Source organism: Wolbachia endosymbiont (group A) of Urophora cardui (genome assembly GCF_964028435.1).
In the GTDB taxonomy this organism is placed as follows: domain Bacteria; phylum Pseudomonadota; class Alphaproteobacteria; order Rickettsiales; family Anaplasmataceae; genus Wolbachia.
On record NZ_OZ034774.1, the window covers coordinates 1418875 to 1438903 of the forward strand.

A 20029-nucleotide genomic window follows, 5' to 3' on the forward strand; every position below is an offset into this window, starting at 1 on the left:
ATCTTCTTAAGCTAAAGCCAGCCTTGTCAAGTCAAATAAATTTACTGACAAGAAAGATTTGCCTAATTTAGTATCTATTAGTGACGTGGTAGAAAATGATTACATAGGCAAGGTCGTAAGGCTAAGATAGATTAAATATAATTTATCTAATTTTTAGTATTTTATGCAAAAAGCTGAAAATTTGAACAGGTATCTATTTCACTATAGACTTACCTCAGTTTTTCTTTCTCATATCAAATGAATTAATATTAATCTAGTAATATATTTTATTAAAAATCTAAATAAAATAACTATTTCCAGTGGTTAAAATCAAGGAACGTGAGAACTGTTTTTCTTGGGATGGCTTGGACTACCACGTAATACATACGAACTTTTTTATACGGTAATTTTATTATACGCTAAAACTAACCACATTAGCCCATTTCACCCACATCTACATACGAACTATTTTGCCTAACTTTATTGCAAAGATTTCAAACTTCTATTTTTATAACCTTATTTTTAAGCTGCTTGTTCTCACAAAGATACGCCCTTTTTTGAAGGAGTAAACAATTGAATTTTTTATAACACTAACTAGCATGGTACTTTCACTAAAATATGTTTTGAAAAAGTTAGTTGACCTGTAAATAGTTCTCTACTAATATTGGCATATATTTGTTTATTCTGCTGAAGTTGCTCTATACAGGTTTGCTGTAAAAACTTCAGCAGTTTCCGTACTCCTTTAAAGCATCATATTCCTATATATTAAATATAGCTGGTGTTCTCAATTTTGTTGATCTATAGTAAAATTGGCTAAAACTTCCAGTAATAAACAACTTTTAACCTAGCAGTACTCACCATAAAAACTTAACAAAAATATGAGTAGTAAAAAGATTATGTTGAAATTAGCTTGACACATACTACACATTCTATATAATATATCCTATATCTAGAGCTAGCAGGTAATATGGGTACAGGGCCAGTAAAATATATTGCAGAACCTATCAGTGAACAAAGCAAACACACTGATGAGCAAAAACTGAAGTGTGACCTAAGTGCTGGACAAGAGTGTTCAGAAATAGGTAGCCCAAAAACAGAAGCAACTGAATTACCAGTAGATAGTTATTATGAATTCATTAAGCGAGATTTATTTTGGGCTGATAGAAGTTTGATAGATGATAAAAAATACTTAGAGGATTTAATAGATGAGTGGCTTATTCATGCACCTAACTTAAAACTGGAAGAGAGTCAAAAAAAGTTAAATCAAAAATTACTCAATAGTATTATAAAAGATTTTAATATGGGGAATTATGACTCATTTTCAAATCTTAAGCAGTTTTTAGAAAGTAACGAGAAAAATAAAGACCTGAAGTACGTTCTTAATCTAAAAAGAGGACATCTAGGAACAACAGTATTGAATGTGTTTGTCGCACACGATGAAGCCATTCATCCTCTTCTCAAAGCTGGTGCTGATTTAAATATGCAGGATAATAAAGGTAAAACACTTTTGCATGATACTGCTATTTATTCCAGTGAGTATGAAGGTCTAAAGTATCTCTTAGATGCAAAAACTGATCCAAATATACAAGATAAAAAAGGTAATACACCTTTACACTATTATGCTGCTAATTGTAATGATTATAGCAGAAAGGTTATGGATTTACTCATAAGCAAAGGAGCTGATTTAAACATAAAAAATAACAATGGAAAAACCCCACTGCAAATTGCAATTGATAGCAACAATATTATGGAGTGTTTTTTAACTGACAACCAAAAAAAGTTAAGAGACCAACTACGTAAAATGGTTAAAGCTACAGATTCTGATGAAGATTGGGATAATCCTTATGGTCCAGGTGTTGAAGATCTGAAAAAATTTTTAGATAAACATAAAAATAACCAAGATGTAAAGATAGTTTTAAATGTTAAGGGTGATAGTTCAATTTGGCCGTTTTGTCAATTTCCTGATGTAAAAGCTTTACTCTTAAAAGCAGGAGCAACTGACTTTGTAGGTAATAAGCAAGATAATTGTGAAAAATGTGATAGTCTCTTGTCAGAGATGTATCAAACAAATCAACTTGCTAAGCTAAATAAGTTTTTGAGTAAGGTAGTAAAAGCTAAAAGCATGATTGAACTACAGGAAGTTGTAAATGAGATTATAGCTTCTGGAATGAGATTAAATTTTGCTAAAGACAAAGATTATTACTTTGCAGATCACGTACTAGAAAAAATTGCTAAGTTAGAAGGAAGCTATGGAATTGCCAGTGATATAGTATGTGCATTAATATCGAGAGGAGCAAAGTTAAAAAACTCAGATAGTTTAAAAGTCATTGATACAATAGAACGAGAGTTTAAAGATCATAAAGCTAATGTAATCAAGGCTCATGTAGAGTACATTAATTATGCTGAAGAATTTTTTAGAGTTGCAAGGGATGCTACCAGTGGTCAACTGTGTGATGGAAAAATCGATAACAGTGTATCTTACTTAGAATACTCAGAGGATAGTATAATAGATGTTGCAAAAATCACAGATAGAACAAGGAATTTAGGAATACCTCAAGGAGAAAAAGGATATGGAAGGAGTGTAATAAAAATTGGCAAAAGTGAGGTAGAAATTATAACCCAAGATGGCATAAGGAATTACACAGATCTTACAGAAGGCAGCGATATAGTATTAACTTTCTATACCAGTTTGGGAAATATAGACGTTAGACTGTATCCTGACGTACAAGATAAAAGCAAAATTATAGTAGAAGTGAGTAATAGAGAGGAAGTATTGGAAAAATTCAAAGGTCATGAAGAAGAATTAGGCGAGGATTGTGCACTTGGTGATTATGATGTCTACTATGCTATTGAACAGGGATATTTTGAAAGGTCTGGAAAATTAATGCATCCTGAAGTAATAAGCGAGTCTAAAAACAAATGGACAGAACGTGAAGAGTTAAGAAGGACTTCTGATCCTAGGAGAGAAGTTTCTAGGTAGATTGATTTGCTAAAAAAGTTGAAGATTATTATTTAAATATAAACTACTATAATTTATAGGTTAAGGAGTTCGTACCAATGTCTTCTAAGAATACTCTTTTATGTTGTTTTTAAGCTGGCTACAAAATGAGGATATGGAACATACAATTGGCTGGGCTGCCTTTTACACTCCAGGTCTACTATTAAAATATGCAGCTAAAATTGGATCATTTTCTACCATTGTTGCACCTAATATGCTAAAATCTTCATCACTTATATTGATTTTCTACATAATTGATTTTGTAACATTTATTTGCTCTTCTATATCAATTTCAACATCTTTTTGTGTGGCCCTTTGTAGTAGCTCCTTTTGCAATAACCTTTTTTAATTTTCTGGCACATACTTTTTTCGATGTTTTTTCATATTGTTGTTTTTATAAACGTTACGACGCTGAGCCGTAAAATTTCTCCCTTTGCTCACTCCACAGCATCGGTATTTCTCTCAAATCAACTAATTTCAAATCTCTTGGCTGTCTCCCATTTACTATGTCTTCTTTAATCTTTGGTGCTAAATAGTTCAACCTCAAAATTTGCTGTATACGTCTTGTACCTATATTAATTTTGGCACTCAGCTCTTTCACACTTTCGTATTTTCCTTCCTCCAGTTGCCGTTTCCACAGGTAGGCTCTTACCACTGCTTTCAGTAGCGCATTATTTGTTTTTCCTTCTGGTTCTACTACTGTGCATTTGTTCCCTTTCTTTTTTATTGGTATAAATTTTTCCTCTGATTCAGAATGCACCTCTATTCCATCTTCTCTCACAAATACTGCTTTTATTAACTTTTTCACTACTTCTTTTTGCTTTCCAAAACTTAAATTTTTCCACTCTTCCGCTTTTTCTTCCCATTTTTCATATAAATCTTCTGCTCTCTTCATTACTTCTTTTTCTACTTCTCCTGCTATTACATTTCGGCTTCCTGATTCACAACCCTTTCCCCTTAAATGATTGTTGCATACGTAATATCGATATCTCTTATTCTCTTTTTTTGAGTATGTCAGCGTCATATTTACATCACAGCTCTTACATTTAATTATTCCCTTTAGTAGCGCTTCCTCATATTTTACTCCTCGATACGGTTGATTACTTATCAATTCTTGTGCTTTTTTCCACTTTTCCTCTTCTATTATTGCTTCATGCTTTCCCTCATACTGTTTGTCATAATGTCTTATCTTTCCCACATATATTGGATTTGTTATTATTCTTCTCACCGTTGCTTTTTTAAAGATATCCGTTTTTGCTTTTGTTCGGTATCCTTCCCTGTTTAACTCTCTTGCCAACTCTGCCATTGACTTCAGCTCCAAATATCTTTCAAATATATGCTGCACTGTTTTTGCTTCTTTTTCATTTATTATTAATTCCTTATCTTTTACATCATACCCAAGCGGTAAAGTTCCTCCCATCCATAAACCTTGTTCTTTTGATGTTGCTATTTTATTTTTTACTCTCTCTACTATCATCTCTCTTTCTAGTTGTGCTGCTCCTGATAATACTGTCTGTACGAATTTTCCCATTGGCGTATTATTGTCAAATATCTGTGTTACTGCTACAAAATTTACTCGGTGCCTTCTAAAAAATGACGTTACTTCTATGCTGTCTTTTGTTTCTCTTGATAACCTATCTAGTGTATATACTACTACACAGTCTATCTCTCCTCCTCTGACATCTTCAAATAATTCCTTTATCGCTGGTCTTTCTAAATTTTTTCCTGAATATCCTCCATCATCGTACTTTTTTGCCAATGCTACCCAGCCTTCTTTGCTCTTTATATACTTTTCACATGCTACTCGCTGGGCATCAAGGCTATTAAACTTCTGCTCGAGACCATCCTCATTTGATTTTCTTGTATATATCGCACATCTTACCTCTTTCAGCATTCTTTCTCCTTATCTCTCATTCCAAATAGAAGCGGCCCATTGTAGCTCATTCCCATTATTTTTCCTGCTACTGCTGACAATGACGTGAAAAATTCTTCTCGGTAGATTAAACCCTTATCTGTCACCATTACCGCATGCGTCTCTTCTCCTCTCTCTAGTATTAATTCTGTTCCTTCTACTGGTAATTTATCGCTACTTATTCTTTTTCCCTTCTCTAGCCGATCTGCCAGATACTCTAGTCTTTTTGTCCCCTTTCTTGACATTTCTCCATACGCTTTTTCCTGCATTCTATAAGCTAATCTTGGTATCAGATATTTCTTTGAGTATCTAGGTGCTTCTTCCACAAATACCTTCTTCCATATTTTTCTCAGCTCATTCAAAGGTTTTTTCTCTAAATTCATTACTTTCTTTTCTATTTCTTTCTCCATATTTTTAGCCCTTCATAAATAGCTTCTCAATTCTGTCTGTTTCTTTCTTTAATACCTCGGTTATCTTTTTGCTATTTTTCGCATAATCCATCGCTGTCATTCCAAATTTATCCGCTTGCTCTATTTCTCCTCCAGCTTTCACTAGCTCCTCCACTATTTCTTTTTCACCTACCATGCACGCAAGGTGTAGAGGTATGCATTTATTTCCATATTCCTCAGCATTTACGTCTGCTCCTGATTTTATCAATTCCCTCACGATTTCTAGACGTTTCTCCGTTACCGCTAGGTGCAGTGCTGTGTGTCCTTCTATATCTTTAGCATTCACATTCGCTCCTTTTTCGACTAATAACTTCACTGTTTTTGCGTCTACCGCATAATGCAGTTCCTTCTCGTCTCTTGCATAAATATTTTCATGTGAGTTCTCTAATAATTCTTCTGCTGACTTATTAAATTTGCCAAACTTTAACATAATTTACCTCACCTTTTCTTTGACCTTTTTTTTAAGCTTTCCTTCTCACCACCTCATCTATCATTTCATTTATCTGGCTTATTATTTTGCTTGCTAAATTTTCACATTCTTCCTTTATTAGTGATTTGTCTCTCTTTCTTATTTCTTCTATCTCTATTATTTTTAGCTCCGGCATGTAGCTTCCATTCAACATGTCTGCTATTTCTCCCACTAGCCCCTCTATTCCATAGCACGTCAGTTCTCTACTTTTTGTTACTCCTCCTTTTTCTCTCAAAAATTTACTTGCCTTTTCACTCTCTTTGCTATCACATAGACGATACTTTTCACTTTCCCAGATGTAATACATTGGTGTTGCACCGTACTTATTCAGTTGATTAACTTCAGCTCCAGCCTTTACCAGCTCTTTTATTATTTCAACTCCTGCTCCTCCTATTTTGCACGCAGAGTGCAGTGGCGTACATCCAGTAACATATTGAGTAGCATTTACTTCTGCTCCTTCTCTTAGCAGCACTTTTACATTTTCTAAACTTTTTGCGAATACTGCACAGTGTAGTGGTGTATAACCATTCTTATCTCTTGCATTTACCTCTGCCCCTTTTTTTATTAATAACCTCACTGTTTTGTAATCAGAGATTTCTACTGCTTGGTGTAATATCGTCTCTCCTTCTTCATTTCTTTTATTAATATCGTTACTTGATACTTCTTTAAAAAACTTACTCTTGCTAAAACTCATTTCATACCTCACAAAATTAGCTTTTCTAGCGTTAGATAAATTTCTTATATTTACCTGCTGCTATTCAAGTCATGTCCGTTTTAGCATGAGAAAGCAAGTCCTTTTCTTTTTATTTCATACACTTTAAACTATTATTAATATAATATATGAGGATCTAAATATAAGTATTTAACTTATTACACATATTGCTTGACTATTTTTCCAACTTCTGTGCAAATGTCGATGTTCGTGCCATTTCAGTACTCCCGGGTAAAACACTAAAATGTGCTTTTCTAATTCGTGTATTGAGTCTTTTTGCTCTGAATATAAGTCGTTTTTATAGTAAATGTTGTGTTCTGCTAAAACATATTTTCTGACCTTCTGATCTGTATAATTTTCTATTTTGTAGTGGTGAGTAACGCTAAACCTTTCTAAAATTGGCTTGTGTTTTAAATTCCAACGTTGCCCTGAAAGTTTATCGTTTCCCAATACAAATTTATTTCCTTCTTCTTCTATTCTACCAACCGGAAAACAGCTATTTATTTCTCCTAATTTCCAGCTATCTGACAGTACAATCTGCGCTTTTGCAAATTTAATCGACGGTAATAAGCTTTGAGTTAGAGGATACAGGGCTTTTAAGTTATACCACTGATGACTTCTTTCATAAATGCCTTTGTAATCCTTTGTGTGAGGCTCTGTTTCCCCAAGCACTGCTACATTCAACCGATATATGTCATTACTAAATGCTTGCTCATAATGAATCCGAAAAGTGCTAAACTTAAAATTTGGATTTAAGCTTTTTAGCTCAAATGTGTTCTTTCTACCGAATGACAGTACTGGTCCATCTTTTTCAATTTTTATCCCCGAGTAATCCGATAACAAACTTCCAAAAAAGCTTTCATCTAAAATAAACCTATCAATGTTGTAGTGGTCATTGAAAATCCTCATTAGCCTTGATCTTGCTGGTAATGACAGCTTTGCCAATTCTACAACTGCATCTACAAAAAAGTCATTTGGCACATCCTTTATTCCAATTTGCAGCTCAAAAAAATGTTTTCCAGGTGGTTCTTCGATAATTGTAATATCTTCTATATTTGCCCATTTTAGTGCTATTTTGAGTGATTCTGGGGTTCCTCTCAGTCTTTGAAACTTTACTCCTTCTACTATCGCTCTTCTTTTATCTTTTACCCAGCGTAGTATCTCCCCCAATTCATATTCCTCAATCAACCACGGCAATGTTTCTTCTTTAAGACTAAACTTAAACCCTCTGATGCAACTTGGATCAACTTTATAATCCGTTGCATCTACTAGCGCTTTTTCCTGTTTTGTTGCATTTGGTGGCAATAACATTAATTCAACTCAATCTCTAAGTTTCTTAAAGCAGCACACTCATTACCTAGCACCACAACATCTTCTTTTGGCTCGATTAATTCTACATTCTCTACACCCTCTACAAATAGGTTTGCTATTATCCAAGATCTTGTTACATTCCATCCTAATCTTTTTGCTAATTCAAACTTCTCAATAAACTGCTTCTTGATTTCTTCCTCTGATATTAAAGGACTTATGCTCATTCTGCTGTGGATATCTACTTCCGTAATATTGCAACCTATCACTGTTACTGTATCGGTTAAAACCCTTATATCATCTCTAGTAACCTGCTTTTTTACAATTTCTAGTAGCTCTTCTGACACTATGCCAGTTATGGATAATTTTGTTGATAAGATTGAAATTTGTACTTTCCCTGGTATAGGTGATTCCACTAGTGCATCTTTTACTCTACTATCTGCTGACAGTGCATAATACCTATAATACTCCTTGCTCCCACATGTGCTCCAGCCTTTTACTTTTGCTTTTACCCTCTTTCTAAATCGTTCGTCATCTTCTTCTTTTTCTCTCTCTACTCCATAAAATTCAGCCAAATTATCAAGATCTTCTCCTATCGCAAATTTAAGTAAATTACCCTTTACAGCTTCGTTTATCCTTTGTCTGAGCAAAAGTTCTCTCCATGCTGCTACCTCCAGAATCTTTATCGCTGGATCACTTTCAACTAATGCTGTAAAACTTGCGTCACGCTTCACCAACTCTTCCCTCATCCGAGACAGAATTTCTTCGAAGTTCAGTGGCTCAATAATGTTAGGCTGCTCCATCTTTATACCACAACTCCATCAAAGCGAATATTTTTTCCACTTGGTAAGTACAATCCTTCTAGGTCAAGCGTTACTTTTCCTTCTTTCACTTCTGTTATTTTTACTTTTTCTAACTTAAATCTTTTTTCCCATTTTTCCAAAGCTTCTGCAGTTGCTGCGTAAATTTCCAAAGTTAAATCCCTATTTATTGGCTTATCTACTAACTCAAATAATCTTGATCCATAATCTCTTCTCATTATTCTACTCTTAATAGGAGTGGTCAGTATATCAATTATTGATTGCTTTAAGTGTTCTAAACCCTCTAGTTCTTTACCTGTTTCTTTGCTCATTCCCTTCATACTGGCTCTGTAAAAACATCAGAACTCCCTCTAATTACTTTAAACCCACATGAAACTATATCTCCTACTCTTCCTATACCAAACCCATTGGCAAATACTGTTTTAGATCCTTCTATTAATATTTTTCCTTCACTAAAACTATCTCCTTGCCTGCAAATTTGCTTACCATTTACAAAAACATTGTTACTGCCGCTAATGCAGAAATGTGGTATAGCTTCTCCACAGTAGTCTCCTAACCTCACTATTCCTTTGTTCAATTTAAGTCGATCCTTTCTGCTTTCAGTTTTATTCCACTTTTTGTCATTTCTATACTTGATCCCCCAGCCTTAAGTGTTATTTTGTCTACTACTTCAATCTCTAAATTATGCTTCTCTTTATCATATAATAATCTTGTCCCATCTTGAAATTTTACACTATTTATTTCTTTTTTATTCTCTGGTGCAGGGTATTTTTCCTGATATATTCCTGCTAACACTACTCCTAATGATAGTTCACCAAGAGGAGAAAATACCATTACTTGTTCATCGATATCTGGCGGAGACCAATCTCTATCTTTTCCTGCTTTGCTCGTTATCCAAGGTAAATAATCTGTTAAAAGTTCTCCTATTTTTACTCTTACTTTTGCTTTGTCATAATCTACCTCTTTTACAAGCCCTATTCGTACAATGTTTGCTAGCTTCCTATTCAGCTCTGAAATCGCAAAACTATGATCCAACATTTATATTTCCTACGTTTATGGTATGTGGCTTAATTTTTCCTTCTTCCCATACTGATTTACCTAAATGAAGCTGATGACTCCAATCAACCATCCACACCAAATATGCATCTAATTCGGGTCTAAATCCATCAGGCTCTGCAGAAAGAAATTCAGCCGGAGATACATTCTTTTCCCAGGTATTCTTGTTCACTACTCTTGCAACCTCAGCAGCTAATGATCTGACAATGAGAGGAGCATTTTCTATTGTGCTATCAACTACTATTCTAGCTTCAAATCTTGCTTTTAGAGCTAATTGTTCAGTACCTGGATCTTTACCTGGTTCTAAACTTGCTAGTTCCACAAACACCGCTGGCGCTACTAATTCTTTTCTTATTGCTGGATAAATTTCACACGTCTGTATTGCTGATATTTCTTCTTTTAACTTAGTGCAGATTGCTTGATGTAAATCTTGCCAATTCATATAGGTGTAATGTAACTTAATTCGCGGTGGAAGAATTTTTCAAATACCTTTTCAACTTCATAATTAACAAGATTCTCTATTATCCTTGAAGCCTCAGGTTCTAGTAGCAACTTAATTTCCTTTATTGGCAGGGCTGTTCTTCCTTCACGTTTAAAAATACCGCTATTTCCTTTTGGCATAACTGCTGCAAATCCTCCTATAAACTCATGCTTTCCTACTTTCGATCCTCTTCTTGTTTTTTGTATTTTGCCAATTGTCGATGCTCTAATGTCATAGAGATTTGCTCTAATTAACACTTCTAATCTGCTAGTTTTCGCCTTAAAAATTCTTAATCTCTTTCTTATCAAACCTAAGTTTATTCTCTTTTCCTCACTGATTTCCTTAGCTGCTTTTGATTTTAGCCATATTGCTGTTTTGTTTAATGCACTCACCATTGCTTTTTCCACTTTTTTCCTTTCAGCATCTATACTTTGTATAATACTACCGGTACGCATTTATACTCCTGACGCTCGAATTTTCCATATCATTCCTGAATTATCTTGCAGCGGTGGAGAATATACTTTATATTTACGGTCACCTATAACAAAAACATCTCCTACTATTGGCCTTAACACATCAAACGCACTTACTTCTAACGCTAAAGTTTCTTCCACAAATTGTCCTTCACCAATCTCGTATAATTTATCTGGCTGTTGCTTTAATACTTGTACCATATATGACTTATCCTTTGACTCATATAAAGCTATCTCCCCTAAATGGATAAGACAATCTTTCAATAACCTCTTTACATTTTCCTGCATACCATTTTCTATTCATTCAAATTCACTTCTAAAGGCTTCTAAAAATATATTGCATCCTTATATTTTTTTAGCATACTCAACACATATTAAAACCATAAGTAGAGTTTTCTACGTGAGGGCTCTACTATGTTGTTACTATTTTTACCAAAACGGACGGACGGTGGCACATTGGCAATGGATTCGACTGCGTATGTAAATCAGTTCCTCTATCAAATCTCCTTGGTTCTTGTTTTGCATATAGTGGCTGTCCAAGAGTATTTACTGTTTCATTAAAATCTGCTGGTGCAAAATATGTTGTAAATGTGCTTGCTGTTCCTAGTGGAAAACAGTGTCCCGTATCTCTTTCTATAAATCTTCTTACGGTTCCTTCAGGATCAGTTGCTTGCCCTCTATATTCCTCAAATGTAATTCCACAAAACGTAAATCCTGACCTCATATCGTTCCTTAGCGCTGCTCCTTCTTGCCATCTCTCATATGCTTCTTTTACTTTAGCATGAGAAGTTAGTGCATCAAAAAACTCAGGACTTACCAAGGCATGAATTCCGGTCATATATTCACCACTTAGATTATCTTCTATATGCCGGAGTACTTCCAGACACTTACGCTTGACATCTGTTGTTGCTGTTCCAAGGGCAAAATTTACTATTTTTGGTGTTATTTCAAATTCGTTGTACAGATTTAGTAATTCTGACCCGTCAGCATCAAGAATAATTCCCTTCAGCGCTCCCATTCGTAAATGCTCTAATGTTATTGCGTGTTTGTTTCTCATTAGCTGTAAATGGTCAGTTATTACGTCTGCCAGCGCTTTCAGTTCACTTTCTGATCCAAATGCCCTTATTCCCTGTACTTCCTCTGGTAACACTACATCATCATGTGGAATATGCGGAACCGTAAATGTTCTTACCTTTCTTTTGCCGCGTTTTCCTACTGTTGCTGGTGCTCCTGGAACTTGTGTTGGTAGTAAACTTAATACTCCGTTTCGCTCTTCTATGGTAATATGTCTAAATCTTACTGACCTACTTGGAAATAAATTTAAATTTTCAACTCGTCCATAATTTATCGGCAATATATTTATCGCATTTGTTAGTGCCGTCATGCTAAATGCTGTATTTGTAAATGGATTTTGCATTTTTCCCCCTTTTGTGTTTTTAATAGTTTTTTTAAGCTCCCTTGCGGATAATGATCCCTCGTCCTTCAAGTTGCTTTATTGCTGCAGTTTTCTGCTCTTCAGTTATATTTGCTGGCCATACAACTGCATGATCTGCTAGCATTGCACCGCGAGCAATAATTACTCCTTTAGCATTTTCCTTTGCGTTTACATCACTTGCAATAACACCTATTGCGGTTTGTGTGCCATCGGTTGCTGTTGGATTCAAGACCCTAATAAAACCATCTTCAGTCTTTTTAGCAACTACTGCACCAAGATTGAGATTCTGTCCTTTGGCAACAATTATTTGATCTCGTGAATATAAATTTGATGCTTCATATTTTAGAAGATCTCCTAAATTATTTGTTTCAGTTATACAATTCATAAAATTTTCTCCTTTACTTTCTACTTTTATTATACTGCGAATATTTTAAATACCTGATTGCGCACGACTTCTTGCTACTTGCATCATCAAATCTTCTCCTAAATTCTGTGGTATTGCACTCAGTATCTCTGTCTTCTTCGTTCTCTCTGCAAGTAATTCCATTAAAACTTCCCTTGCTTGCTCAATACTTACACCCTGCTCAATAAATTCTCCTATTTTCTCTGGCATTCGTGATAAGTTACATAAACGTATTAATTCAACAATTTCAGTACGATACTTAGTTAAATTATCAGTTTCTAGGTCATCAATTTCTAGGTCAGTTGTAATTTGTTTATTCATAGTATTTTCTCCTTTGTTAATAAATTCAAAAAATGTTGTAACTCCATCTGCAAGACCTATTTCCACTGCTTTCTCACCAAAATATAGACCTGCTTCTGTTGATCGAATCTTTTCAATTGAAAGACCTCTATTTCTTGCTATTAGCTGCACAAACATTTCATATAGTCGGTCTACTTCTTTTTGTAAGCTTTCCAGACTTTCAGACGTTATTGGCTCATGTGGGTTTAAATCATTCTTTCGACTACCAGCAAAGATTGTGGTGTACTTAATACCTTGCTTTTCATCAAACCTACTTTGATCTATATGACTTGCTATTACTCCTATACTGCCAACACCAGAAGTTCTGCTCACAAATACCTTTTCAGCGCTTGAAGCTATAGCATATGCAGCAGAGTACGCATCATCATTTGCTATTGCCACAATTCTCTTTTTTGCTCTTGATTCGTAAATAAAATCAGCCAAGTCGAATAAACCGTTTACTTCTCCGCCTGAACTATCTATATCAAGCAGAATAGTTTCTATATCTTTGTTTGATAATGCTTCTTCTACTTCTTCTTGAATTTTCTCATACGATGTCATGCCTAGAAAATCATCAAAAGCTCCTGGTTTTTTGGTTAAAATTCCATGTATTGGTATTATTGCTGTCTTTTCTATATTGTTCTTTACATAGTGTTTTACGTTTTTAAAGATAGGTTGTTTTCCGTTATATAGCGACAACAGGTCAAAGCTTTTTTGCTCTATCATCATCGGCCTACATAGCCAGTTGGTTTGTAAAATTTCCATAAAGTAAACGAGATTTATTTTGTTTGTGTCCTGACATCAGAATCAAAGAAAAGGTTGAAAGAATCAGAACGCTTTTGATCTTCTGCTATTTCTTGGTCAATTTCTTCTACATCGTAACCCATTTCTGATACTACTTCCGATCGACTCTTAAATCCATTCCTTACTGCCATTTGCTGTGCTTGCTGGTCTTTCAGTGGATCCACCCAATCAAATCCCTGTGGTATCCATTTTACTTCTTCTTTCGCTGCTTTTGCCACTTTTTCATCTATACAGAGTTCTCCACACAGTACTGCTAACTCTAGCCATCTATTCCATACTGGTCTGCAAAATTGAAATACCATAATGTTGTGTTGCAGCATAGCGCATCTACGACGAAACTCTATCAGTCCTGCTCTGATTGATGAATAATTAACACCCGTTAAATCTCCTGTTAGTTGCTCATATGTTATCCCTGTGCCTATTGCTATTGCCCTCAGTTGCTGTCTCATGAATGCTTCATAACTTCCTCCAACATCAGACGGCTCTGAAAATTTTATGTCTTCTCCTGGGTCTAAAAGCTGCATAGTTCCTGGCTCTAAACCTGATAGTGCTACTCCTTGCTCATTACTTTCACCTTCTCCTAAAATATTTGCTTCTGGATCAAGTCTCGTAATAAACCCTGCAAACATTGCTGCAGTCTTTTTTCGTACTAATTCTGCATCATCGTACTGGTCAAGTTCGTAAAGCTTCAAAAGCACGTTAGAAAGCCAAGGCTCCCCTCTAATTTGTCCAGGTCTTAATGGTCTATAAATATGTAAAACATCATTTGCCGGTACTCTAACTGACTCTCCAAATGAGCCTTCTCCTGGGTGCTCTCTAAATAAATAATATGCTTCTCTTTGCCCAAGCCTATTAAACTCAATCCCGCTTCTTATTACATTACCATTTCCTAAAGTTTGATTTGTTTTATTATCTAAATGTTCAGACTCAAGCACTTGCAGTTGTAATGGCACAGAAAATCTATCTTCCAGCCTTCTCGTTCTTAAACGTACAAAACATTCTCCTCCCTCTATCATACTTCTGCATACTAGAGCTTGTAATCCATAAAAATCACTTATTCCACAGCTATCTGCTTCGTCTGTCCAACGTAGCCATAATTCTTGTACTTTCTTTCGAAATTCTGCATTCCTTGCTTTTGATTGTGGTTTTATTCCTGTTCCAATAGAGTTACTTACTATTGTATCAATAATATTTGCTGCATATGGATTTTTTCTTACCATATCACGAGAGCGGCTACGCAAGTGCTCAAGGCTTTGAGAAAGCAAATTATTTATGCTTCCTGCTTCTCCTTGCCAATACATTACCCTTCTTCCTGAGCCTGCTGCATCCCATGCAGAACTTTTGATTTTTGGCTTGCCAAATAATTGTTTGAAGGTTTTTAACATCCTGATAACCAAAATTCTCTTAATTCTTTCAAAGTTCCGTTAAATTTGTTTCTGTCACATTTTCCGATTCCTTCTACTTCATGCGGCTTTGCTCCTGTTTGACCGTCGGTATATTGCCATAGAGTCCAGTTCCTCCATCCTATTGGTAATGTCAGTTTTGTTCCCCATTTTGCTAACCATAGTGGACATTCTGTTAAAGTTGGGGTGGCAAAATCCTTGAGAAAACTAGGGCTTCCATAAATTAACGGCAAACGTCCGGTTACTAAATAGACCCTATTTACAAAGTCCTCTGCTTGTTTTGGCATTATGCTTTTTCCATCTTTGTTTTCCTCAATGTCAAGGGCTAACAATATATTTGAACTATCACCAATTGTTTCGAGAAAATGCTCAGCTTGGTCTTTGCCGCTTTTTTCCCCGACACCAAAATGGTATGCACCCCAAAGCAATTCCTCTTTTTCAGCGGCTTTTTTCCTTTTTGTATATTCAGGATCTACGTACTTTACCCCCTGGGTGGCTTTGTGAATTATGCCTACTATGCCATCTTCTTTTGTTAATCTAAAATCTATCTCCTGATTCCAGTGCGACAAATCTATTACTGCATTTATAAGCATACCTGGTGTAGCGGTAGCTATCATATACCTCAAATGCTCTAGAAAATCTGGGTATCCATTTTCTATCATGCAACTTCTCATACCACTCCTTTATTCGTTGAAATAACAATCTTTCTTTTTGGTTTTTGACCTTCAACCTTGAGCTCAGCCTTGATTCTTTGTCTTAAGTTTAAAAGATCGTTTATTTGCACTTCAGCATATCTCACAACATGGTCACCATATGCAATTGATACTACTCGCTCTCCGCTTTGCAGCTTCTTTATTGCTTGTTCAACTTGAAACAAATACTCTTCGTTATACATTTTTCAACCACTTACTCTGTCTTACTTTTTTAGGTTTTTTACTTTCCATTTTCCCACTCAAACTATTCCATTTACTCTCTGGCCATCGATCGATTCCAAGCGCAATAGATGCAGCTCTCGCATAAATTCGGCAATCTAGTACTTCATTTCTTTCTCTTACCTTTTGCCACTCTTGTTTGGTATATCCTTTTACCACTTTGCTGACTAATTGCTCTGCTGTTAGCTGCTTAAAATATTCAGGTGCATACTCAGGAAAATGACAGTATCCTGCTGGAGCTTCTTCACCTTCTTTTAAAACATTAAGTAATTGAAAAAGCTCTGACTTTAATATCGATACTCCTGCTGGCCAGAGCTTTATTCCTCTTTTCAGCTTTTGCCCTCCAACTGTTATATCTACTCTACTTGGGCTGCTAAGTGGTACTAGTGCTTTATTTACACCTTTGACTGCCATTACTCTTCCAGAGCCTTGATGGCCTCTTACCCAATTGTATACTTCTTGTGTTGCATATCCAGCATCTACTGCCATCATACTTATCATATACTCAAGCCCATTTTCACCGATAAAATGATGACTTAGAAGCTCCGAAAGCTTTCCCCATACTTCTACTCTTCCAGTATCACCTTCAAATACTCGGTAGTCTATTGACCAACTTTCGCGGCTTTTTCCCCATGCTACAACTTCTACTTCTAACCGATCTTTTTGTACATCTACTCCTGCTGTGAGAACTACTTCACCCTTTGGTACTGTGCCAATTTGATAAGATTCTCTCCTGTTAAATAATTGCTTCCAATCTGGTACTTCTCCTTTATCTACCCAAGTTTCTCCAAGCGTTGTATTTATCCAAACCTTTAACAATTGCTCACTTTCTTTACTATGCAGAAAATCCTCTACTGCTTGATTCCAACTATACCAGCCAACAGGACTATAAAGACTTGATAGATGAAAACCTGCTATTTTGTTACTTGAGGTTTGATTTGTAGCTCTCCATTCTCCACGTTCAAGCATTTCTGTCTTTTGATGATTTTCTATTTTGCCACTACATTCAGTGCAGACATAATGTGCTGTTTTTGCATCATTGTTCTCCCACTTTATTTGTGACCATTTTAGAACTTGATAGTAATTACAATGCGGACAGGGAACAAAAAAATATCTCTTATCTGTTGCTTCAAATTCTTTCTCAATTCTGCTTATTCCATGAATCGTTGGTGTTGATACTAAAAAAATCTTTCGCCGTGCAAATGTATTGGTACGAGCTATGCTGAGCAGTACTGGATCTCCTTCTCCTCCTGAGTCTCCTGGATATGCATCTATTTCATCAAGAAAGAGGTATTTTACTGGCATAGAGCGAAGTCCTACACTGCTATTTGCTCCAGTTATTACTACTATTCCACCTGGAAATTCCTTACTTTGTACAGTATTTCCTGAATCTCTTGATCTTGGGTCTTTTACTTTACTTTTTAAACATGGTGTACTTTCAATAAGTGGCGCAAATCTTCCTTTTGACCAACGCTTTCCCATTTCAACTGTTGGCTGTACTACTAGCATTGGCCCTGGTGTTTGATCGATAATATAGCCAATCCAGTTATTTCCAGCCTCTGTTCCTCCAATTTGTGCTCCTTTCATGAATACCACTTTTTCTACTGGCGAGGACGGAGATAGTGAATCCATGATTTCTTTAAGGTATGGTGTTCTCTCTGTTCTCCATTTTCCTGGCTCTGATGCTGCAGTTGCTGCTAAAACTCGATACTCATTTGCCCACTCTGACACCTTAAGCTCTGGATCTGGTTTCAAACCTTCAGAAAAAGATGTGGCGTATATCATTGTATGCATCTACTCATAACTGGTTCTATCTCGACATCATTAACAATAGAACTACACTCCTCAACAATAGAACTACACTTCTCCATCTCCATAAACATCTTTTTCTGAAATTTGTTTTCTATATATCTTCTGCTCATCTCACTTATCATTAGTGCTATAATAATCGCAAATATCCCTGTTGTTGTTGCAAAAATGATTGCACTGCTTATTGTTGTTGCTGTTAACCCTATATATACCGCTATTGCTACTGCACTTACTGAGGTAAAAACACAGATCGCACTTATATGTTAAAAACAAGTTCATAAATATTACAAAGTGGTAATATTAAGAACATGCAGAGAAGAGGAACCGTAGATCGCCTTGGTCATAAAGGACCGTAATTTAGCAAGGTTCTCTTCCCTGATTATTTACTGAAAAGTTCCGAACAACTGATTGAGCTTTTAGGCTCGTATATAAGGGTGGAAAATGCAGTATTACATGTTATTCTATGGAGGAATTATGAATTTATCAAATATCATTGCTGGCATTGATGTTAGCAAAAATAAACTAGATATCCACATTCATCCACTTGGACATTATAAAGTATTTGAAAATAACGTTCAAGCTATTGATCAAATACTCGACTTTCTGCATTTACATAATGTAATCAAAGTTGGACTTGAAGCAACTGGTGGGTACGAAAAATTATGTGCTTATACTTTACTAAGCCATGGTTTCGAAGTATATGTAATTCAACCTAGATGGGTGAGAGACTATGCAAAAAGCCTTGGTATTGCTACTAAAACTGATAAAATAGACTGCAGCATTATCTCACGTTATATTAATAATACAGATATGCGCGTTACTCCTTTAAAAGTTAGTAATGTTGACTTCTTGAGGCAAAAGCTATCTCGTAGAAATCAACTAGTAGAAATGGCAAAAATACAAAAAACTCAAGCTCATCAAGTAACTGATATATCCATAATCAAACAAATGGAAGAGCTACTTGTCATATTACAGAATCAAATTCAAGTTTTAGAAGATGAGATGATTGAGTTGATTGAACAAAGTCAAGAGCTTAAAAAAAAATACATATCAATAACTAGTATACCAGGTGTAAGTAAAATCACAGCTATTACTATTATTTGTTATCTGCCAGAATTAGGAACTCTTCAAAGAAAGCAAATATCTAGCATTGCCGGAGTTGCACCTTTTAATCGAGACAGTGGTTTTAATAAAGGAAAAAGGTGCATTCAAGGCGGTAGGTCACAAATTAGAACAGTCTTGTATATGTGTATTCTTAGTGCGCGGAAATGGAATTCTTTCATAAAAACTTTTTTTGATAGGTTACATAATCAATATAAAAAACCATATAAAGTTGCTTCCACTGCTGCTATGAGAAAGTTACTTTTACTTGCTAACTCTTTAGTAAGAGATGACAGGGTTTTTACTGAGGAATACAGCCCTAAGTCTGCTTAGATCCAACACTAGCAGATTAGTGTGGATGTGGATAAGTGCGCTTACACAGACTGAAAGCACTTATCCACATCCACACTTTTTAAAAGAATTTAAATCAAATATTACAACTTATTTTTCCAACAGTTGCTGGTGCTCCTGGAACTTGAGTTGGAAGTAGTGCTAAAAAACCGTTTTGTTCTTCAATGGCAATATGGCGAAACCTTACTGATTTACTCGGAAAAAGTTTTAAACTTTCAGTTCGACCAAAACTAATTGGTAAAATATTAATAGCTCCAGTTAATGCTATCATATTGAATGCTGGATTTGAAAGTGGATTTTGCATAATGTTTAGCTCCTATTAAAAATTAATATAAAATTCAGATTCCTTTACGGACAATAATACCCCTCTCTTCAAGTTGTTTTATTGCTGCTGTTTCTTGCTCTTCAGTTATATTTGCTGGCCAGACAATTGCATGATCAGCAAGTAAAGCTACGCGAGTAATGATTACTGCTTTAATATCTGCATCTTTACTATTTACATCGTTTATAATCACACCTATTGCTGTTTGAGTACCATCTGTGCCTAGCGGATTTAGAGCTCTTATAAAGCCCCCATCATCTGTCTTTTTGCTAACCACTGCTTCAAGCTTTAGGTTTTGTCCCTTAGCAACAGTAATTTGGTCACGTGAGTATAGATTTGATGCCTCATATTTTAAGAGGTCACCAAGATTATTTGGTTCAGTTATACAAGACATGTTTTTCTCCTGGAAATTTTGGCTGATAAAGTTATTAATTTTGTTTTTTCCGCTGAATTTGTAGTTGCTATAGTCCGC

General features: G+C 35.4%; 23 protein-coding genes and 1 pseudogene. 2 read left to right on the plus strand and 22 right to left on the minus strand.

Going from position 1 to position 20029, the window contains the following annotated elements; genetic code table 11:
- Positions 1–946: 946 nt before the first annotated feature.
- Positions 947–2959, plus strand: a complete 2013-nt coding sequence (locus ABWU38_RS06865; protein WP_264375406.1) for an ankyrin repeat domain-containing protein — start codon at positions 947–949, stop codon at positions 2957–2959.
- Between the two features lie 421 nt (positions 2960–3380).
- Here ABWU38_RS06865 and ABWU38_RS06870 read toward each other — a convergent pair whose 3' ends face one another.
- From ABWU38_RS06870 to ABWU38_RS06965, 20 genes are all read right to left on the minus strand, one after another.
- Positions 3381–4871, minus strand: a complete 1491-nt coding sequence (locus ABWU38_RS06870; protein ID WP_353272729.1) for a recombinase family protein — start codon at positions 4869–4871, stop codon at positions 3381–3383.
- Positions 4865–5299 (minus strand): DUF2924 domain-containing protein, encoded by a 435-nt coding sequence (locus ABWU38_RS06875; protein ID WP_230609237.1) that lies wholly within the window; start codon positions 5297–5299, stop codon positions 4865–4867. Before ABWU38_RS06875 ends, ABWU38_RS06870 begins: the two co-directional genes overlap by 7 nt.
- Positions 5300–5303: 4 nt before the next feature.
- Positions 5304–5768 (minus strand): ankyrin repeat domain-containing protein, encoded by a 465-nt coding sequence (locus ABWU38_RS06880; protein WP_264375263.1) that lies wholly within the window; start codon positions 5766–5768, stop codon positions 5304–5306.
- Positions 5769–5799: 31 nt separating this feature from the next.
- Positions 5800–6501, minus strand: coding sequence for an ankyrin repeat domain-containing protein (locus ABWU38_RS06885; protein ID WP_230609234.1), 702 nt, complete (start codon positions 6499–6501; stop codon positions 5800–5802).
- A gap of 168 nt (positions 6502–6669) precedes the next feature.
- Entirely contained in the window at positions 6670–7830 is a 1161-nt protein-coding gene (locus ABWU38_RS06890) for a phage tail protein (protein WP_230609232.1), read from the minus strand.
- Positions 7830–8630 carry a baseplate J/gp47 family protein gene (locus ABWU38_RS06895; protein WP_019078515.1) on the minus strand — a complete coding sequence of 267 codons (801 nt, stop codon included), beginning with the start codon at positions 8628–8630 and terminating at the stop codon, positions 7830–7832. Before ABWU38_RS06895 ends, ABWU38_RS06890 begins: the two co-directional genes overlap by 1 nt.
- A gap of 2 nt (positions 8631–8632) precedes the next feature.
- Positions 8633–8968, minus strand: a complete 336-nt coding sequence (locus tag ABWU38_RS06900; protein WP_019078516.1) for a GPW/gp25 family protein — start codon at positions 8966–8968, stop codon at positions 8633–8635.
- The gene (locus ABWU38_RS06905; protein ID WP_172758482.1) at positions 8965–9225 is read right to left on the minus strand and encodes a PAAR domain-containing protein; all 261 of its coding nucleotides are present in this window, start codon (positions 9223–9225) and stop codon (positions 8965–8967) included. Before ABWU38_RS06905 ends, ABWU38_RS06900 begins: the two co-directional genes overlap by 4 nt.
- Entirely contained in the window at positions 9222–9686 is a 465-nt protein-coding gene (locus tag ABWU38_RS06910; protein WP_230609229.1) for a phage baseplate assembly protein V, read from the minus strand. Before ABWU38_RS06910 ends, ABWU38_RS06905 begins: the two co-directional genes overlap by 4 nt.
- Entirely contained in the window at positions 9673–10146 is a 474-nt protein-coding gene (locus ABWU38_RS06915) for a hypothetical protein (RefSeq protein WP_264374883.1), read from the minus strand. Before ABWU38_RS06915 ends, ABWU38_RS06910 begins: the two co-directional genes overlap by 14 nt.
- Positions 10143–10640 (minus strand): phage tail protein, encoded by a 498-nt coding sequence (locus tag ABWU38_RS06920; RefSeq protein WP_230609226.1) that lies wholly within the window; start codon positions 10638–10640, stop codon positions 10143–10145. The genes ABWU38_RS06915 and ABWU38_RS06920 overlap by 4 nt, the downstream gene beginning before the upstream one ends.
- On the minus strand, positions 10641–10946 hold the full coding sequence (locus tag ABWU38_RS06925; protein WP_264377128.1) for a hypothetical protein: 306 nt from the start codon (positions 10944–10946) through the stop codon (positions 10641–10643).
- A gap of 124 nt (positions 10947–11070) precedes the next feature.
- The gene (locus tag ABWU38_RS06930) at positions 11071–12075 is read right to left on the minus strand and encodes a major capsid protein (protein ID WP_264376214.1); all 1005 of its coding nucleotides are present in this window, start codon (positions 12073–12075) and stop codon (positions 11071–11073) included.
- A 31-nt stretch (positions 12076–12106) separates the two neighbouring features.
- Positions 12107–12478, minus strand: a complete 372-nt coding sequence (locus ABWU38_RS06935; RefSeq protein ID WP_353272730.1) for a head decoration protein — start codon at positions 12476–12478, stop codon at positions 12107–12109.
- Positions 12479–12523: 45 nt separating this feature from the next.
- A complete protein-coding gene (locus ABWU38_RS06940; protein ID WP_264374880.1) occupies positions 12524–13600 on the minus strand; it encodes a S49 family peptidase in 1077 nt (358 codons plus the stop codon).
- Positions 13601–13614: 14 nt separating this feature from the next.
- The gene (locus tag ABWU38_RS06945) at positions 13615–15024 is read right to left on the minus strand and encodes a phage portal protein (protein WP_230609218.1); all 1410 of its coding nucleotides are present in this window, start codon (positions 15022–15024) and stop codon (positions 13615–13617) included.
- Positions 15018–15704, minus strand: a complete 687-nt coding sequence (locus tag ABWU38_RS06950; protein WP_264707985.1) for a glycoside hydrolase family 25 protein — start codon at positions 15702–15704, stop codon at positions 15018–15020. The genes ABWU38_RS06945 and ABWU38_RS06950 overlap by 7 nt, the downstream gene beginning before the upstream one ends.
- Positions 15705–15712: 8 nt before the next feature.
- The gene (locus tag ABWU38_RS06955) at positions 15713–15937 is read right to left on the minus strand and encodes a gpW family protein (protein WP_230609214.1); all 225 of its coding nucleotides are present in this window, start codon (positions 15935–15937) and stop codon (positions 15713–15715) included.
- Positions 15930–17759 carry a phage terminase large subunit family protein gene (locus ABWU38_RS06960; RefSeq protein WP_264686021.1) on the minus strand — a complete coding sequence of 610 codons (1830 nt, stop codon included), beginning with the start codon at positions 17757–17759 and terminating at the stop codon, positions 15930–15932. The genes ABWU38_RS06955 and ABWU38_RS06960 overlap by 8 nt, the downstream gene beginning before the upstream one ends.
- The gene (locus ABWU38_RS06965) at positions 17756–17908 is read right to left on the minus strand and encodes a hypothetical protein (RefSeq protein ID WP_353272731.1); all 153 of its coding nucleotides are present in this window, start codon (positions 17906–17908) and stop codon (positions 17756–17758) included. The genes ABWU38_RS06960 and ABWU38_RS06965 overlap by 4 nt, the downstream gene beginning before the upstream one ends.
- A 349-nt stretch (positions 17909–18257) precedes the next feature.
- Here ABWU38_RS06965 and ABWU38_RS06970 point away from each other — a divergent pair, with 349 nt between their 5' ends.
- Positions 18258–19217, plus strand: a complete 960-nt coding sequence (locus ABWU38_RS06970; RefSeq protein WP_253308968.1) for an IS110 family transposase — start codon at positions 18258–18260, stop codon at positions 19215–19217.
- Positions 19218–19329: 112 nt separating this feature from the next.
- On the opposite strand, the pseudogene ABWU38_RS06975 reads toward ABWU38_RS06970, so the two are convergent.
- A pseudogene (locus ABWU38_RS06975) lies at positions 19330–19539 on the minus strand (major capsid protein); the annotation flags it as partial.
- A gap of 34 nt (positions 19540–19573) precedes the next feature.
- Positions 19574–19951 (minus strand): head decoration protein, encoded by a 378-nt coding sequence (locus ABWU38_RS06980; RefSeq protein WP_353272463.1) that lies wholly within the window; start codon positions 19949–19951, stop codon positions 19574–19576.
- Between the last annotated feature and the right edge of the window lie 78 nt (positions 19952–20029).